Here is a 16073-nt window from a genome sequence, read left to right as displayed (position 1 = left end):
CTTTCGCGTCGTGCCGGTTGCGGGGTGCGAGGATCTGTCCGTTGGCCAGCTGCTGCGTTAGGGCTTCCACCGCTGGGCCTCCGTTGGGCGTTGGTGTTTCCGCGTGGGGTGGGGGTATGTGGGCGCGCGCGGGGGCACTCGTGGCGCCCCCGCGCGGGTGGTGCTGGTGAGGAAGGTGCCTCGGCCGTCGGGCCGGTGGCTCAGCGGTTCGGTCGTCGGGCCGGTGGCTCGGCGGTTTGGTCGCCGGGCCGCCGGCTCAGCCGTTGAAGGTGCCGGACTTCGCCACGTCCCACTTGCCGTCCTTGACGGTGTAGACGGTGAGCTGCTTGTTGGTGGTGTCGCCGAACTCGTCGAAGGAGACCTTGCCGGTGACGCCGTCGAAGGAGATCTTCTGGACGGCGTCGACGACGGCGGCGCGGGCGTTCGAGGGGAGCTTGCCGTTGTTGGCGCTCACGACGTTCTTGACGGCCTCGATGATGGCCCAGGCGCTGTCGTAGGAGTAACCGCCGTAGGTCTCGAACGGGTCCTTGTAGCCGGCGGCCTTGTAGTCCGAGATGAACTTGGCGGCGGTGGGGAGCTTCTCGACGTCGCCGCCGACGGCGGTGGCGAAGTCGCCGGTGCTCTTGGGGTTGAGCTTGATGTAGTCGGCGCTCTGCATGCCGTCGCCGCCCATGAGCGGGATGTTGAGGCCGGCCTCCTTGAGCTGGAGGGAGAGCGGGCCGGCGGCGGGGTACTCGCCGCCGTAGTAGACGGCTTCGGCGCCGGAGCTCTTGACCTTGGTGACGATGGCGGAGAAGTCGCGGTCGTCGGGGTTGACGTGCTCCTCGCCGGCGACGGTGCCGCCGAGCTTGGTGAACTCGCCCTTGAAGGTGGCGGCGAGGCCGGCGCCGTAGGTCTTCTGGTCGTCGATGATGAAGACCTTGGTCTTCTTCGAGTCGGTGTAGAGGAACTGGGCGGCGAAGGGGCCCTGGACGGCGTCGGTGGTGGCGGTGCGGAAGTAGCTCTTGAAGGGGCGCTTCTTCTCGCCGGTGGCCCACTTCTCGCCCTGGGAGAGGGCGACGCCGGTGTTGGCGGGGGAGATCTCGACGAGGTTGGCGTCGTTGAAGATCTGCTGCATCGACTGCGCGACGCTGGAGTTGAGGGGGCCGACGACGCCGAGGACGGTGCTGTCGGCGACCAGCTGGGTGGCGTTCTGCTGGCCGGGGGCGGGCTTGGCGGTGTCGTCGAGGGCCTTGATCGCGAACTTGACCCCGGGGACCTCGTTCGTCTCGTTGGCCTTCTTGACCGCGAGGTCGACCGAGTTCTTGATGCCGATGCCGATGGCGGAGAGGTCGCCGGTGAGCGGGGCGTCGACGCCGATGGTGACGGTGGTGCCGGAGCCGCTGCCGCCGCCGTCGGCGGACTTCTTGTCGCCGCGGGAGCCGCACGCGCTGAGGCTGAGGGCGGCGATCACGGAGATGCTCACGACAACTGCGGAACGATGACGCACGGGGGTCCCCTTCGGTACAGGAAGGCGCCGCGCCGTAGTGGCGGGAGCCGGGATGCGCGGTGGCCTGGCCCAATCAGGGTGGCGCGGTGACTGGCCGTGACTCTAGGCGCCGTGAGGCGGCTGGGGCAGTGGTGTAGCGAGGCTGTGATTCTCTTGTTATGAGCACACGTAGTATTTGTCTCAGCATGTGGTCGTTCTGATTCGACCGACCCGGCGGCGGCGGGCGTTTACTTGCTGGTAGAGCGATGTAAGGGCCAGAAATGGGGGTTGCTGCTGGCTGCACCGATAATCGAACAGCGCTGTCCGGTGTGCAGGTTCCGGGCGTACTCGTCCGGATTGCGGACAAACGATGGCATGTCAAGGCGCTCCGGCTGCCCTTCGGGCTTCGGAGTGGCCGAATGCTCGGATTTCCTGGCTGTTACGCAGCGTTACGGATGAGGGATATCCTGACGCGTGTCCGGATATGCCACCGCCCCCTTGCCTGGACCAACGCCTGCCCACGATGGCAGAGGGTCAAACAAGGGGGCGGACAAGAGATCTGACGGGGCATCTGCCCTGGCGGGACGCCGTCAACGGCGCCCTGCGGGCCGTCAGAGGTCGCGCAGCATGCAGGTCAGCCGGCAGCTGGTGACCCGGCGGCCGGTGTCGTCGGTGATCGCGATCTCGTACGTGGCGGCGGTGCGCCCCTTGAAGACGGCCGTCGCGACGCCGGTGACCAGCCCGGACGTCGCCGAGCGGTGGTGGGTGGCGTTGAGGTCCACGCCGACCGCGTACCGGCCCGGGCCCGCGTGCAGCATCGCGCCGATCGAGCCGAGCGTCTCCGCCAGCGCCGCCGACGCGCCGCCGTGCAGCAGCCCGTACGGCTGCTGGTTCCCCTCGACCGGCATCGTGCCGACCACCCGGTCGCCCGAGGCCTCGACGATCCGGATGCCGAGCTTCTCGCCGAGGTGGCCGCCGGAGAACGTCTCCGGGCTGACGCCGAGCTTGGCGAAGTGGTCCAGCACCTCCTGCGGGACCTTCAGGACGGGGGTGGCGTCGGGGGCCGCGTCGGTCATGGGGGAACTCCTGCCGCTCGGGGGTCACGTCGTGCTGCTGGTGCTGCTGGTGGTGCTGGTGGTGCGGGCGATGCCGGTGGTGCCGGCTGTGCAGGCCGGGCCGGCCGTCGTGGTGGTGCTCGTCGTGCCGGTCGTGCCGGTCGTGCCGACTGTGATCGTACGACCGTCCTACTCGACGGTAGCCACGGCCCGCCGCCTCGCCCGGGCGCGTCGCACTCCCGTCCGGCGCGCCCCGTTTTGTCGGTGCCGGGCCATAGGATCGGGGGCCGGTAGTGGAATCGGCAGGAACGGACGTTGACGTGGCTACGCAGAGTACGGACAAGGGCGCGACGGGTGGCGGCGGGGCCGGCCGGCGGCCCCGGCTGATGCTGCTCGACGGGCACTCGATGGCCTACCGGGCCTTCTACGCCCTGCCCGTGGAGAACTTCAACACCTCCACCGGCCAGCCCACCAACGCGGTCTACGGCTTCGCCTCGATGCTCGCCAACACCGTCCGTGACGAACAGCCCACCCACCTCGCGGTCGCCTTCGACCTCTCCCGCCAGACGTTCCGCTCCGTCGAGTTCCCCGACTACAAGGCCAACCGCGCCAAGACGCCCGACGAGTTCCGCAGCCAGATCGGCCTGATCGGCGAACTGCTCGACGCGATGAACGTCCCGCGGCTGACCGCCGAGGGCTTCGAGGCCGACGACATCATCGCCACCCTGGCCACCGCCGCCGAGGCGGCCGGCTTCGACGTCGACATCGTCACCGGCGACCGGGACTCCCTCCAGCTGGTCACCGAGCACGTCACCGTCCTCTACCCGACCAAGGGCGTCTCCGAACTCACCCGCTACACCCCGGAGAAGGTCGCCGAGAAGTACGGCGTCACCCCGCGCCAGTACCCCGACCTCGCCGCCCTGCGCGGCGACCCGTCGGACAACCTGCCCGGCATCCCCGGCGTCGGCGAGAAGACCGCCGCCAAGTGGGTCAACCAGTTCGGCTCCTTCGACGAACTCGTCTCCCGCGCCGACGAGGTGAAGGGCAAGATCGGCGAGAAGCTGCGCGAGCACCTCGACTCCGTCAAGCGCAACCGCGTCCTCACCGAGCTCGTCCGCGACGTCGAACTCCCGCTCGGCGTGCCCGACCTGGCCCGCGCCTCCTTCGACAAGGCCGCCGTCGGCACCCTGATGGAGTCGCTGGAGTTCCGCAACGCCAACTTCCGCGACCGCGTCTTCGGCATCGACCCGGCCGACGGTTCGGAGGCCGCCGAAGCCGAACTCGCCCCCGGCGTCGAGGTCGACGGCGAACTGCTCACCGACCCGGGCACGCTGGCAGCCTGGCTGCGCGAGCACGCCGCCGACGGCAAGACGCCGGTCGCGCTGGCCGCCGTCTACCAGTGGGCGCTCGGCACCGGCGAGGTCACCGAAGTCGCCCTCGCCGTGGGGGAGACGGCCGCCTGGTTCGACCCGGCCCTGCTCGCGGAGGAGGACGAGCGGGCCTTCGCCGCCTGGCTCGCCGACGCGGCCGCCCCCAAGGCCCTGCACATCGCCAAGCAGGTCATGCGCGCCTTCGCCGAGCGCGGCTGGACGATCGAGGGCGTCGTCGCCGACACCGCCCTCGCCGCCTACCTGGAGAAGCCCGGCCGCCGCACCTTCACCCTGGAGGTCCTCGCCGAGGAGTACCTGGCCCGCTCGCTCACCCCCGCGGCCCCGGCGGCCGAGAGCGGCCAGCTCGCCTTCGACGCCCCCGAGGAGGACCCGGCGGCGGGCGCCCAGGCCCTCATGCTCCAGGCCCGCGCCGTCCTCGACCTCGCCGCCCTCTTCGACACCCGCCTCGCCGAGGTCGGCGCCGTCGAGCTCATGCACGACATGGAACTGCCCATCGCCGCCCTGCTCGCCCGCATGGAGCGCTACGGCATCGCCGCCGACCGCGACTGGCTCACCACGCTGGAGACGCAGTTCGCCGCCGAGATCCAGCGCTGCGTCGAAGAGGCGCACGCCGCCGCCGGGCACGAGTTCAACCTCGGCTCGCCCAAGCAGCTCCAGGAGATCCTCTTCGGCGAGCTCGCACTCCCCAAGACCAAGAAGATCAAGACCGGCTACACCACCGACGCCGACGCCCTCACCTGGCTCGCCACCCAGACCGACAACGAACTGCCGGTCATCCTGCTGCGCCACCGCGACCAGGCCAAGCTGCGCACCACCGTCGAGGGCCTGCTCAAGACCGTCTCGCCCAAGGGCCGCATCCACACCACCTTCAACCAGATGGTGGCCGCCACCGGCCGGCTCTCCTCGCAGGACCCCAACCTGCAGAACATCCCCGTCCGCACGGAGGAGGGGCGCGCCATCCGCCGCGCCTTCATCGTCGGCGAGGGCTACGAGTCACTGCTCACGGCCGACTACTCCCAGATCGAACTGCGCATCATGGCCCACCTGTCGGAGGACGAGGCCCTGATCGAGGCCTTCGCCTCCGGCGAGGACCTCCACACCACCGTCGCCTCCCAGGTCTTCGAGGTCCCGGGCGGCTCGGTGGACGCCGAGATGCGCCGCAAGATCAAGGCGATGTCCTACGGCCTCGCCTACGGCCTCTCCGCCTACGGGCTCTCGCAGCAGCTCGGCATCAAGCCGGCCGAGGCGCAGGGCCTGATGGACACCTACTTCGAGCGCTTCGGCGGGGTGCGCGACTACCTGCGCCGCGTCGTCGACGAGGCCCGGGCCACCGGCTACACCGAGACCCTCCTCGGCCGCCGCCGCTACCTGCCCGACCTCAACAGCGACAACCGCCAGCGCCGCGAGATGGCCGAGCGGATGGCCCTCAACGCCCCGATCCAGGGCTCGGCCGCCGACATCGTCAAGATCGCCATGCTGCGCGTCGACGACGCCCTGCGCGAGGCCGGCCTCACCTCCCGGATGCTGCTCCAGGTCCACGACGAAATCGTGCTGGAGCTGGCCCCGGGCGAGCGCGAGCCGGTCGAGGCGATCGTCCGCGAGCAGATGGCCGGCGCCTACCCGCTGCGCGCCCCGCTCGACGTGTCGGTCGGCATCGGCGCCAACTGGGAGGCGGCGGCGCACTGACGCTAATTCGGTGGGCCCGGACGCGTGCAGCGCCCGGGCCCACCGGTTTTGGGCTCGGAGGAGATCCCGCTTCAGACCTGCTCGAAGTGGAACGCCTTGATGAAGCAGTCGCGGGGCTGGGCGACCGCGAAGAGGACGCACTGCACGAGGGACTGCGCGGTGAGGGCGTCCTCGGCCCCGCGCGGTGTGGTCTCCCACTCCTCGGCGAGGGGGTCGGGGTTGGCGAAGTCGGGAGGGTAGAGGGAGATCACCCGAACCCCCTGGGGCCGCAGGCGCTTGGAGAGGATGTCGACGAACCCTGCCTGGGCGCTCTTGGCCGCGTAGAAGGCGTCGTGCGCGTCCGACCGGTGATGCCCAGCGGTGCCGCAGGCGGAGACCATGGTCACCACATCCGGCTTGTCCGAGTTGAGCAGGAGGGGGAGGAAGCTCTTCACGGTCAGGACGGTGCCGGTGGCGCCGGAGGCGATCGTGTCGACGACCTCGGCATCGGAGGCGGACAGGAGGTCCGGGCCTTCGAGGTAGCGGGAGCCGTTGTTGATCAGCACGTCGACGTGGTCGGTGTGCCGGCCGACTCCGGCAGCGAAGCCGCGGATCGAGGCGGGGTCCGTCAGGTCACAGGCGAAGGCGTGGACGCGCTGGTGCCCTCGGTCACGAATCTCGTCGCGGACCCGCTCGGCGGCGGCGAGAGTGCGCGCGGACAGGAACACCTCGGCGCCGAGGTCCGCGAGACGAACGGCCAAGGTGCGCCCGAAGTCCCGGCCGGCAGCGGTGATGACCACCCGGTGGTCGTCGAATCTCATGTCAGTGCTCCTGGCTGGCGGATCGGGTGTTGCGGTGGCGGCAGTTCCTGCCGGCCATGCGTCCAGGCTTGCCGACGCACAGCGGTGTCACATCCTCCTGGACGGCCGGAGCCATCCCCTCGCCGGGGGAGACCGGGGGCGTCGATGACGGTCCTGGCCCGCCGCTACGATCTGCTCGGTTCGCTGCGCGAAGGGCGCGGCGCAGGGCGGGGGAGCGGGCGTTGGCCGAGGTGGACGAGGGCGCGGGGCAGAAGTGGTACCAGCGGCCCCGGTTGGTGATTCCGGCTGCCGCGGCGGTGGCGCTGCTGCTCGTCGGCGGCTCGGTGTGGGCGCTGTCCGGTGCGGACGGCGTGACGCCGACGGCCGTGGCGACCGCGAGTGCGAGCCCGACCGCTGTCCCGACTGCCGTCCCGACTGCTGTCCCGACTGTGACGGCCACGGTGGCAGCCACGCCGACGCCGAGTCCGACCGAGGCGCCGCCGTCGCCGCAGCCGTCCGCCACGGAGACGGCGACCCCCACAGCGGAACCCACGAGCGACGCTCCGGCCCCCGCCGCGAAGAAGCCGACGAGCACCCCGGCAGCGCACCCCAGGACGGCCGACACCCCCGCACCGAAGCCGAAGCCCCAGGACCCGAAGCCCCCGGCCGCCCAGGACCCCCACACCATCCCGCCCGTGCCCTGCACCGTCTGCTCGACGACCCCGCAGCCCGGCTCGGGCGACTGCTACCCGCGCGGGGCCGCCCAGGTCATGGTCTGCGGCCCGGTCCAGACCGGCATCCCGATCCCGCGCCCCCCGGCCCCGGCATTCACGCCGGGCTCCGTGCACTGAGGCAGGGATCTCGACCAGGACATGTCCGTCCCGGATGAGTCCGCGTGCCGTCACCGGCAGGTGCCCCGAGCAGGGTCCCGACGAACCGTCGGAAACCGGGCGTGTCCGTGGCGGGTAGCATGCGGTCAACATCTCGTCAGATGCCGGGAGTTGGCGTATGAGCGCACTGGTGGTGGGGTCGCGGGCCAGCCATCTGGCGCGGGCCCAGGTGAGGGAGTTCCTGGCGCCGCTGCGGGAGCGCTTCCCCGATGTGGTCTTCCGCCAGCGGGTGATCACGGAAGCCGGGGACCAGGACCGCAGGTCGGCTCTCCGGGAGGTGTCGGAGCGCGGCGGAGGCTCGGCCTTCTCCGTGAACCAGGTGAACGCGCTGGCGTCCGGCGAGGTCGATGTGATCGTGCACTCGCTCAAGGACCTGCCGACCGCGAACCCGCCCGGCCTGTTCCTCCTGCCCCCGCCCACCCGTGCCGACGTGCACGACGCGCTGTGCGGCTCGAAATTGGCCGATCTCCCGTACGGCGGAAGGATCGGCACCTCGGCGTCGCGCCGGATCGCCCAGCTGCTGCACGTCCGCCCGGACCTGGTGCCGGTGGAGATCCGGGGGAACGTGCCGACCCGCCTCGGCAAGCTCCGGACACAGCGGCTGGACGCGGTGGTGCTGGCGGCGGCCGGGATCAAGCGGCTCGGCCGCGGCGAGGAGATCAGCGAGATCCTGCCGATCGGGCTGTTCCCGCCGTCGCCGGGGCAGGGCGCGCTGGGCATCCAGATCCGGGAGGACAACGAGCTGGCCCGCGAGATCCTGGCCGGCGCCGGCGACCCGGTGACGGATGCGGAGGTGCGGGCCGAGCGGGCGATGCTGGCCGAGCTCCACGGCGGTTGCTCGGTGCCGGTCGGTGCTTTCGGCAAGGCCGACGGCGACGTGCTGACCCTGCACGGGCAGGTCACCTCCGTGGACGGCGGGCGGCAACTGGAGGCCCACTGCTCCGGTCCGTTGGGCGAGCCGGAGAAGCTGGGCATGCAGGTGGCCGGCCTCCTGCTGGACCAAGGTGCGGAGAAGATCCTGGTGGAGGCCCGGCCGGCGGCTTAGGCGCGGAGGCGGGACACGTCCAGGGCCGCGTAGGTGATGGTCCGGTCCGCTTGAGCTGAGGGCTGTGAGGATGCCCACCGGTCGGCATGCTCGCTGTCCGGGGTGGTTCTGCTGCGCGGGAAGTCGGGTGGGTCGACTTCCTGTGCGTGGTTCGGTGGTTGGCCGGGGTTGCCACAGCCGAACAGGCTCAGGGTCGGACGGTCAGATGTGTCCGTCGGTGGTGGTGGCGTCGGTCCAGTGGGTGGCTTCGAGGACGGCGGAGGCGGCCTGGGCTGGTGTCAGGTCGGTGGTGTCGACGGTGATGTCGGAGATCCCGGCCGCTTCCAGGACGAGGTGGAGTTCCTCGGCCCGCCGCAGGTGCCAGGGCAGGGAGGCCGTGTCGTGATCGGTTTCGTGCCGCGTCCGGAGCCGGGCGTGGACGGTGGCGAGGTCTGCGGTCAGGCGGCACACCCTCAGCGGCATGCCCAGGGCCTCCTGGTAGGCGTTCCGTTCGGCGGTGTTCTCGGCGACGCCGGCCAGCACGAGGCGCTGGGCGCCCGCCGCGCGGTAGTTGCCGGCGACCGCCCGCAGGTTGGCGAGCAGGAGACGGTGCTGGAACGGGTCTCCGTCGGGGGCGGGCCACGCCTGGCAGAGCCGGTCGAGGTCGATGACCGCGTGCGGCACGCCCCTGTCGGCCAGCAGGTCACCCAGCAGATCGGCGGTGGCGGTCTTGCCCACACCGACCGTGCCCGTCAGGAGCAGTGCTTCCTGTCGGGCGGAGCGGGTGGGGAGGTTGTGGTCGTGGGTCATGCGATTTCCAAGCGGTGCGGGCCCGTTCGGGGGCGTGGTCAGTGGGCGGGCTCGGACATCGTTGAGCTGGGAGTCCGTGCACCACACCCTGCCAACGTTCGCCCGATTCGACCACGAATTATGTGCTCCGCCCGGTCATGCCGTGATCGGCTTCGGCCGGGACGGTGACGGCGGGGGAGCGCAGGAAGTCGGTGGGGTCGACTTCTTGTGGGTGGCGGCTTGGGTGCGGCAGTGGGTGAGGGCGGGTTTGATGCGGGAGTCGGAGGTGGGGGTGGTGGTGAGGAGTTCGCTGGTGTCGGCCTCGGCGGGCCAGGGCGTGGAACCAACGCGGGAGACGAGTGCGGCGAAAGTTCCCCAGGGGGCGGATGAGGGAGCGCGAGGGTAGTGCGCCATCACGCTGTGCATGTAAATGATTGCGTTCTGGTGTTAGCCGGTGGGGCCGCAGAGGTACGGTGACGCCAGATCGGCGTGCGGGCGTGTGGTGCACAACTGGGGGCAGTGATGACGCAGCGGAAGGCCAGGGGGACGACGGCGAGCTCCGCGATCATGTTCGGCGAGGAGATCCGCTTCGCCCGCGATGCGGCGGGCTACCGGCAGGAGGACGTGGGCAAGCTCCTGCACTGCGACCGGACGGTGATCTCGCGGACCGAGGGCGGGAAGCGCAAGCCGTCGGCCGAGGAGGTCGAGGAGCTTGATCGGCTATACGGCACGGGCGACTTGCTGAAGCGGCTGTACGGGCGGGTCGACTGGACGGCTCAGGTCGAGCATCCGGACTGGTTCCAGGCCCATGCGGATACGGAGGCCGAGGCAGCGGGGCTCCAGGCGTTCCAGGCGAACTACGTTCATGGGCTGCTGCAATGCAGGGACTACGCGAGGGCGATGTTCGAGGCGGGTGGGACCGACGAACGCCCTGAAGTGATCGAGGATCGGGTCAACGCGAGGCTTGCGAGGCAGGAGCGGTTCCTCGCCGAGGGTGGGCCGCAGTTGGTCGTGCTTCTGGACGAAAGTGCCATCCGGTCGGTGGTTGGCGGGCCGAGGGTGATGGTGCGGCAGATGTATCACCTGCTGCGCGTTGCTGAGCACGGAAACATCGTCGTTCAGGTGGTGCCGTTCACGGCTCGGGCGACGATCATCAACATGTCAATGGTCCTTCTGGAGATGCCCGATGGACAACACTCGGTGTATTCGGAGAGTCTTGACATGGGGTGTCCCAGCGGCGATCCGGCCATCGTTTCCGGGCATCGGCGGCGCTATGATCGGCTGCGCGGCGATGCACTCACGGCGGCCGAATCGCTCGCGCTGATCGCCGAGGCGCTGGAGGGGTTCAGAGATGACGTGGAACGAGCTCAACGAAGCCAGTTGGTGCAAGAGCAGCTACAGCGGCACGAACGGCGGCGACTGCATCGAGGTGGCCCCCGGGTTCCCCGGCCTCGTCCCCGTGCGTGACTCCAAGGACCCGCAGGGGCCGGTGCTTGTGTTTCCGGCCCCCGCTTGGGCTTCCTTCCTCTCCGGGCTTCAGGCTGGTGACTTCTCGGAGCTGTAGCTCCGTCACTTCCTCGCGTTGGTGCGGCGGGTGGGCTCTGCCGTCGTCGGGTCCTCCGGCCAGGGGTGGCGGGGGTAGCGGCCCCTGAGATCTGCGCGGACGGCGTGGTAGCCGGTCTGCCAGAAGGACGCCAGGTCTCCTGTGACTGCTGCGGGGCGGCCCGCTGGGGAGAGCAGGTGGATGGTCAGCGGGACGCGGCCTCCCGCCAGGGCGGGCGTGGCCGTCCAGCCGAAGAGTTCTTGCAACTTGACGGCCAGTACTGGGCGTTCGTCGCTGTAGTCGACTCGGATCTTGGAGCCGGACGGCACCGTGATCCGCTCGGGGGCGAGCTCGTCCAGGCGGCCTGCCTCCCCGGTGGCCCAGGGGAGTAGGCGTTGGAGGGCAGACGTCGTATCGATCCTCGCGAGGTCGGATCGGCGGCGGGCGCGGGAGAGTTCGGGTTCCAGCCACTCTTCGGCGCGTTCCAGGAGCGAGGCATCGGAGACGTCCGGCCAGGGCGCGCCGATCGCCGTGTGCAGGAAGGCCAGGCGTTCGCGTAGGCCGGGGGACGGAAAGGTCAGGAGCGCGCTGACGCCCTCTCGGGTCAGGCCTTCCAGGACGGAGGCGCGGACCAGCAGCGGGTCGGGGCGGTCCAAAGGGGACGCGGAAAGCTCGATCGCTCCCAGGGAATCGAGCCGGCGGGAGACCACCTCGCTTCGTCGGGTGTCCCAGTGGACTTCCTCAGCGGTCGTGAGCAGTGGCGCTCCCGCGAGGCGGGCGGTGTCCTCGTCCAGTGCTGCGGCGTGCAGGATGCGCGCCGAGTGTGAGCCCGCCGGGCGGTCGGCGACCGCCACGGCCAGCCAGGGCAGCGCGCCCAGCGTCGTGCCGGGGGCCAGCTCGGCGGCCGTTCCGGAGGCCATCAGGTAGGGGCTGCGCTCGCCGGGTGCCGGCTTCTCCACCCGCGCGCGGGCGATCCGCTCGGGGAAGGCGAGGGCCACGACCAGGCCCACGGCGGTCGTGTCGGGAAGCCGAGTGGCGGGCTCGTCGCCCGCAGCGCGCTCCAAGCGGCGGACTTCGTCGCGCCAGCGGCCGGCGTAGGGGTCCTTGGACGAGCGGACCGTCCGCCACACCGCGCCCAGGTCGTCGCCGAGTGCCCGCGGAGGTTCCTCGGAGAGCAGCGCGACCACCTCGGCCGCTCGCCGCGCACCGACTGCGGGAGCCCCGTCGACCAGCGCGCGCCCCAACCGGGGGTGCAGCCCCGTCCGGGCGAGGCGGACGCCGCGCGTCGTCGCCCGGCCGTCGGCGTCGACCGCGCCCAACGCCTGCAGCGTCTGCCGGGCGGCGGCCATCGCGCCCGCCGGGGGCCGGTCGGGCAGGGCGAGGCCCGTGGCGTCAGGGTCGCCCCAGCAGGCGGCCTGCAGCGCGAACGGGGTGAGGTCGGCGAGCGCGATCTCGGGTGTGGGGAAGCGGGCAGCGAGCGCGTCCTCGGCCTCGGCCCAGCACCGGTAGACGGTGCCCGGGGCCTCGCGCCCGGCGCGGCCCGCGCGCTGGCGGGCGGCGGCGAGCGAGGCGCGGACGGTGACGAGGGCGGCCAGGCCGCGGGCGTGGTCGGTGCGCGGTTCGCGGGCGAGTCCGGCGTCGACGACAACGCGGACGCCGGGCACGGTGAGCGAGGACTCGGCGACGGCGGTGGCCAGGACGACCCGACGGCGTTCCCCAACCGAGAGCGCGGCGTCCTGCACGGCCTGCGGCGCGCGGCCGTGCAGTTGCAGGACGTCCGCGGACAAGCCGCCCAACTGCCCTGCCACCCGCGCGATCTCGCCGACGCCGGGCAGGAAGCAGAGCACGTCCCCCTCCTGCTCGCTCAGCGCTCGCCGCACCACCGCCGCGACGTGGTCGAGCAGCGCCGGGTCGACCCGCGTGCCGTGCGCCGGCCGGACGGCGCACGGCGGCGGTGCCCACACGACGTCGACCGGGTGGGAGATGCCGTGGGCCTCCACCACCGGTGCACGGCCGAGGAGTTCGGCCCAGGCCTCGGTGTCCGAGGTGGCCGAGGCGCAGACCAGCCGCAGCTCCGGCCGCAGCGCCGCCCGGACGTCGAGCAGGAACGCGAGCGCGGTGTCGGCGTCGAGGTGCCGCTCGTGGCACTCGTCCAGGACGACCACGTCCACGCCCGGCAGCTCCTGGTCGCGCTGCAACCGTTGCAGCAGCACACCGGTGGTGACGACCTCCACGACCGTCGAGGGCCCGACGCGACGCTCCCCGCGTACGGTGTAGCCGACTTCGCGGCCCACGGACGAGCCGAGCAGCCAGGCCATCCGTCGCGCGGCGGCCCGCACCGCGAGCCGCCGCGGCTCGGCGACGAGCACGCGTCGAGAAGGACCGGAACCGAGCAGCCCCGCCAGCGCCAGCGGCACCAGCGTCGTCTTGCCGGTGCCGGGCGGCGCCGCGAGGACGGCGGCGCCGTGCCCGTCCAGCGCGCGGTGGAGGGCGGGCAGGGCGGTGCGGACCGGGAGTTCCCGCCACGAAGGATGCAAGGTCAGCCCCGCTCGGCCACGAAGATCGCGGTGCCGGGGATCAGCCGCCCGCGCAGCGGGGACCAGCCGCCCCACTCCTGCTCCAGGCCGGCCGGCCACTCCGGCTCGACCAGGTCCAGCAACCGGAAGCCGGCGCCGACGAGTTCGCGGACCCGGTCGCCGGTGGTGCGGTGGTGCTCGACGTAGCTGGCGCGCCCCTGCTCGTCCTCCTCGACGTACGGGGTGCGGTCGAAGTAGGAGGCGGTCGCGGTGAGGCCCTCGACGCCCGGCTCGTCGGGGAAGGCCCAGCGGATCGGGTGGGTCACCGAGAACACCCAGCGCCCGCCGGGCCGCAGCACCCGGTGCACCTCGCGCATCAGGCGCGCGGTGTCGGCGCTGAACGGCACCGCGCCGTAGGCGGAGCAGACGATGTCGAAGGAGCCGTCGGCGAAGGGCAGCACGGCGGCGTCGGCCTGGACGACCGGGACGGGCGCGTCGCCGCGGCCGAGGTCGATCCGGCGGGAGTGCTGGAGCTGGCGGAAGGAGATGTCCAGGGCGACCGGCCGCGCGCCCCGGCCGGCGAGCCAGCGCGAGCACTGGGCGGCGCCGGCGCCGAGCTCCAGGACGTCCTTTCCGGCCACGTCGCCCAGCAGCCGGGCGTCGGCCTCGTCCAGGCCCTCCGGGCACCAGGTGAAGCGGTCGTCGCCGAGGAACTCGCCGTGCTCGTCCTGGTACTCGTCCGCGTTGCGGTCCCACCAGTGCCGGCTGGCGCGGCTGCTCTCACCGGCTCCGGCCTGGCGCCTTACCGCGTCGTCGCCGTCGTCGTCAAGATCGTTGAGCTCGGACTGGGGGGTGGTGGCCACGGTGATAATGCCCATCGCGTAGGGTGTGGTGTGCGGAAGCGCCGCTGCCGCGAGCCGGCCCGAGAGGGCTCGGATCCAGGCGGTGGCATCCGGGGAGTAGGGCCCCTGCGGGCGCCGCCGTCAGGCGCGCAATCGGAGGATATGGCCTGATCCGTACCAGGCTCCACCGTCTTGCCGCTCTTGGCGTTGACCGTGCCTGGCCGTCCCCGTATGCTACAAGTTGCGCTGCGGGCCTGCGCGCCTCGGACGGAGCAGGTCGCGCTCGCATCTGTCGAAGACCCCACGGTCGCAAGACGGACGCCGGTTCTCGTTGTCTACGGGAAGGCCGGTGCGCCGTGTTCTTGGCTGTCCGGCTTTCGGTGGGAGCGATACGGGCCCTCCGCGTGGCATTACCTACGACTTTCATGTCCGTACCGGAGCCCTTTTCCTAATGACGAGCCCCACCGACTCCTCCCTCAGCACCACCCCGCAGGTCGCGGTCAACGACATCGGCGACGCGGAGGCCTTCCTCGCCGCCATCGACGAGACCATCAAGTACTTCAACGATGGCGACATCGTCGAGGGCGTCATCGTGAAGGTCGACCGTGACGAGGTCCTCCTCGACATCGGTTACAAGACCGAGGGCGTCATCCCGTCCCGCGAGCTCTCGATCAAGCACGACGTTGACCCGCACGAGGTCGTCGCCGTCGGTGACAACATCGAGGCCCTGGTTCTCCAGAAGGAGGACAAGGAGGGTCGTCTCATCCTGTCCAAGAAGCGCGCTCAGTACGAGCGTGCCTGGGGCACGATCGAGAAGATCAAGGAAGAGGACGGCATCGTCACCGGTACCGTCATCGAGGTCGTCAAGGGTGGTCTCATCCTCGACATCGGCCTCCGCGGCTTCCTCCCGGCCTCGCTCGTCGAGATGCGCCGCGTCCGCGACCTCCAGCCCTACGTGGGCAAGGAGCTCGAGGCCAAGATCATCGAGCTGGACAAGAACCGCAACAACGTGGTCCTGTCCCGCCGTGCCTGGCTGGAGCAGACCCAGAGCGAGGTCCGCCAGACCTTCCTCACCACCCTCCAGAAGGGTCAGGTGCGCTCCGGCGTCGTCTCCTCGATCGTCAACTTCGGTGCCTTCGTGGACCTGGGTGGCGTCGACGGCCTGGTGCACGTCTCCGAGCTGTCCTGGAAGCACATCGACCACCCGTCCGAGGTCGTCGAGGTCGGTCAGGAGGTCACCGTCGAGGTTCTCGACGTTGACATGGACCGCGAGCGCGTCTCCCTGTCGCTGAAGGCGACCCAGGAGGACCCGTGGCAGCAGTTCGCCCGCACGCACCAGATCGGCCAGGTCGTCCCCGGCAAGGTCACCAAGCTGGTTCCGTTCGGTGCGTTCGTCCGCGTGGACGAGGGCATCGAGGGTCTGGTCCACATCTCCGAGCTGGCCGAGCGCCACGTCGAGATCCCGGAGCAGGTCGTCCAGGTCGGCGACGAGATCTTCGTCAAGGTCATCGACATCGACCTCGAGCGTCGTCGCATCAGCCTGTCGCTGAAGCAGGCCAACGAGGCCCTGGGTGCCAACCCGGCCGAGGTCGAGTTCGACCCGACCCTGTACGGCATGGCCGCCTCGTACGACGACCAGGGCAACTACATCTACCCGGAGGGCTTCGACCCCGAGGCGAACGACTGGCTGCCCGGCTTCGAGAAGCAGCGTGAGGAGTGGGAGCGCCAGTACGCCGAGGCGCAGGCCCGCTTCGAGCAGCACCAGGCCCAGGTCATCAAGAGCCGCGAGGCCGACGCCGAGGCCGCTGCCGAGGGTGGCGACGCGGTTGCCGCCGCCGCCGGTGGCTCCTACTCGTCCAGCAGCGACGAGGGCTCGGGCGCCCTGGCCTCCGACGAGGCCCTGGCCGCCCTGCGCGAGAAGCTGGCCGGCGGCCAGAGCTGAGGCTCTCGCTTCCCGCTGGCGACTAGCTAGGGGAGGGGCGGGCCCCCGCGTGGGGGCGGGGGGGGGGGGCAGGGCGTTTAGGGGGTGTTTGTTTTGGTGTTTTTTTTTGGGGGATGGTGTGTTTTTTGTGAAAGCCCAACCCAACGCC

12 protein-coding genes are annotated in these 16073 nt (G+C 71.0%); 6 read left to right on the top strand and 6 right to left on the bottom strand.

Going from position 1 to position 16073, the window contains the following annotated elements:
• Positions 1-256 precede the first annotated feature (256 nt).
• Entirely contained in the window at positions 257-1489 is a 1233-nt protein-coding gene (locus ACFXDE_RS10315) for a branched-chain amino acid ABC transporter substrate-binding protein (protein WP_380492779.1), read from the bottom strand.
• A gap of 590 nt (positions 1490-2079) precedes the next feature.
• On the bottom strand, positions 2080-2544 hold the full coding sequence (locus tag ACFXDE_RS10310) for a hotdog fold thioesterase (protein WP_329928273.1): 465 nt from the start codon (positions 2542-2544) through the stop codon (positions 2080-2082).
• A 365-nt stretch (positions 2545-2909) separates the two neighbouring features.
• Here ACFXDE_RS10310 and polA point away from each other — a divergent pair, with 365 nt between their 5' ends.
• On the top strand, positions 2910-5600 hold the full coding sequence (gene polA / locus ACFXDE_RS10305; protein ID WP_380492879.1) for a DNA polymerase I: 2691 nt from the start codon (positions 2910-2912) through the stop codon (positions 5598-5600).
• A 71-nt stretch (positions 5601-5671) separates the two neighbouring features.
• Here polA and ACFXDE_RS10300 read toward each other — a convergent pair whose 3' ends face one another.
• On the bottom strand, positions 5672-6400 hold the full coding sequence (locus tag ACFXDE_RS10300; RefSeq protein ID WP_380492777.1) for an SDR family oxidoreductase: 729 nt from the start codon (positions 6398-6400) through the stop codon (positions 5672-5674).
• A 221-nt stretch (positions 6401-6621) separates the two neighbouring features.
• On the opposite strand from ACFXDE_RS10300, the gene ACFXDE_RS10295 reads away from it, so the two are divergent.
• Both ACFXDE_RS10295 and hemC read left to right on the top strand, forming a co-directional pair.
• Positions 6622-7230, top strand: coding sequence for a hypothetical protein (locus ACFXDE_RS10295; protein ID WP_380492775.1), 609 nt, complete (start codon positions 6622-6624; stop codon positions 7228-7230).
• 157 nt (positions 7231-7387) lie between these two features.
• Positions 7388-8314 (top strand): hydroxymethylbilane synthase, encoded by a 927-nt coding sequence (gene hemC, locus ACFXDE_RS10290; protein WP_380492773.1) that lies wholly within the window; start codon positions 7388-7390, stop codon positions 8312-8314.
• Positions 8315-8515: 201 nt separating this feature from the next.
• Here the strand turns inward: hemC and ACFXDE_RS10285 are convergent, their stop codons facing one another.
• Positions 8516-9103, bottom strand: a complete 588-nt coding sequence (locus ACFXDE_RS10285) for a hypothetical protein (protein ID WP_380492771.1) — start codon at positions 9101-9103, stop codon at positions 8516-8518.
• A gap of 501 nt (positions 9104-9604) precedes the next feature.
• Between ACFXDE_RS10285 and ACFXDE_RS10280 the strand changes: the two genes are divergently transcribed.
• Both ACFXDE_RS10280 and ACFXDE_RS10275 read left to right on the top strand, forming a co-directional pair.
• A complete protein-coding gene (locus ACFXDE_RS10280) occupies positions 9605-10549 on the top strand; it encodes a helix-turn-helix domain-containing protein (protein WP_380492769.1) in 945 nt (314 codons plus the stop codon).
• Complete coding sequence (locus ACFXDE_RS10275; RefSeq protein WP_380492767.1) at positions 10512-10646, top strand: DUF397 domain-containing protein; 135 nt, start codon at positions 10512-10514, stop codon at positions 10644-10646. The genes ACFXDE_RS10280 and ACFXDE_RS10275 overlap by 38 nt, the downstream gene beginning before the upstream one ends.
• A 5-nt stretch (positions 10647-10651) precedes the next feature.
• Here the strand turns inward: ACFXDE_RS10275 and hrpB are convergent, their stop codons facing one another.
• Positions 10652-13162: an ATP-dependent helicase HrpB gene (hrpB, locus tag ACFXDE_RS10270; RefSeq protein WP_380492765.1), complete on the bottom strand. Its 2511-nt coding sequence runs from the start codon at positions 13160-13162 to the stop codon at positions 10652-10654.
• Between the two features lie 2 nt (positions 13163-13164).
• Positions 13165-14019 (bottom strand): class I SAM-dependent methyltransferase, encoded by an 855-nt coding sequence (locus ACFXDE_RS10265; RefSeq protein ID WP_380441023.1) that lies wholly within the window; start codon positions 14017-14019, stop codon positions 13165-13167.
• Positions 14020-14434: 415 nt separating this feature from the next.
• Here ACFXDE_RS10265 and rpsA point away from each other — a divergent pair, with 415 nt between their 5' ends.
• Entirely contained in the window at positions 14435-15925 is a 1491-nt protein-coding gene (rpsA, locus tag ACFXDE_RS10260; RefSeq protein WP_218202410.1) for a 30S ribosomal protein S1, read from the top strand.
• Positions 15926-16073 lie beyond the last annotated feature (148 nt).

The organism is Kitasatospora sp. NPDC059408, from assembly GCF_042751525.1.
Lineage (GTDB): Bacteria > Actinomycetota > Actinomycetes > Streptomycetales > Streptomycetaceae > Kitasatospora.
The sequence above is the reverse complement of the archived record's forward strand: the minus strand, read 5'-3'. Positions and strand labels throughout refer to the sequence as shown.

What these genes read in the sequence shown, in the direction of transcription:
- ACFXDE_RS10310 (WP_329928273.1), bottom strand. Translation starts at nt 2,544, where the DNA reads ATGACCGACGCGGCCCCCGACGCCACCCCCGTCCTGAAGGTCCCGCAG.
- polA (WP_380492879.1), top strand. Translation starts at nt 2,910, where the DNA reads ATGCTGCTCGACGGGCACTCGATGGCCTACCGGGCCTTCTACGCCCTG.
- ACFXDE_RS10300 (WP_380492777.1), bottom strand. Translation starts at nt 6,400, where the DNA reads ATGAGATTCGACGACCACCGGGTGGTCATCACCGCTGCCGGCCGGGAC.
- hemC (WP_380492773.1), top strand. Translation starts at nt 7,388, where the DNA reads ATGAGCGCACTGGTGGTGGGGTCGCGGGCCAGCCATCTGGCGCGGGCC.
- ACFXDE_RS10285 (WP_380492771.1), bottom strand. Translation starts at nt 9,103, where the DNA reads ATGACCCACGACCACAACCTCCCCACCCGCTCCGCCCGACAGGAAGCA.
- ACFXDE_RS10280 (WP_380492769.1), top strand. Translation starts at nt 9,605, where the DNA reads ATGACGCAGCGGAAGGCCAGGGGGACGACGGCGAGCTCCGCGATCATG.
- ACFXDE_RS10265 (WP_380441023.1), bottom strand. Translation starts at nt 14,019, where the DNA reads ATGGGCATTATCACCGTGGCCACCACCCCCCAGTCCGAGCTCAACGAT.
- rpsA (WP_218202410.1), top strand. Translation starts at nt 14,435, where the DNA reads ATGACGAGCCCCACCGACTCCTCCCTCAGCACCACCCCGCAGGTCGCG.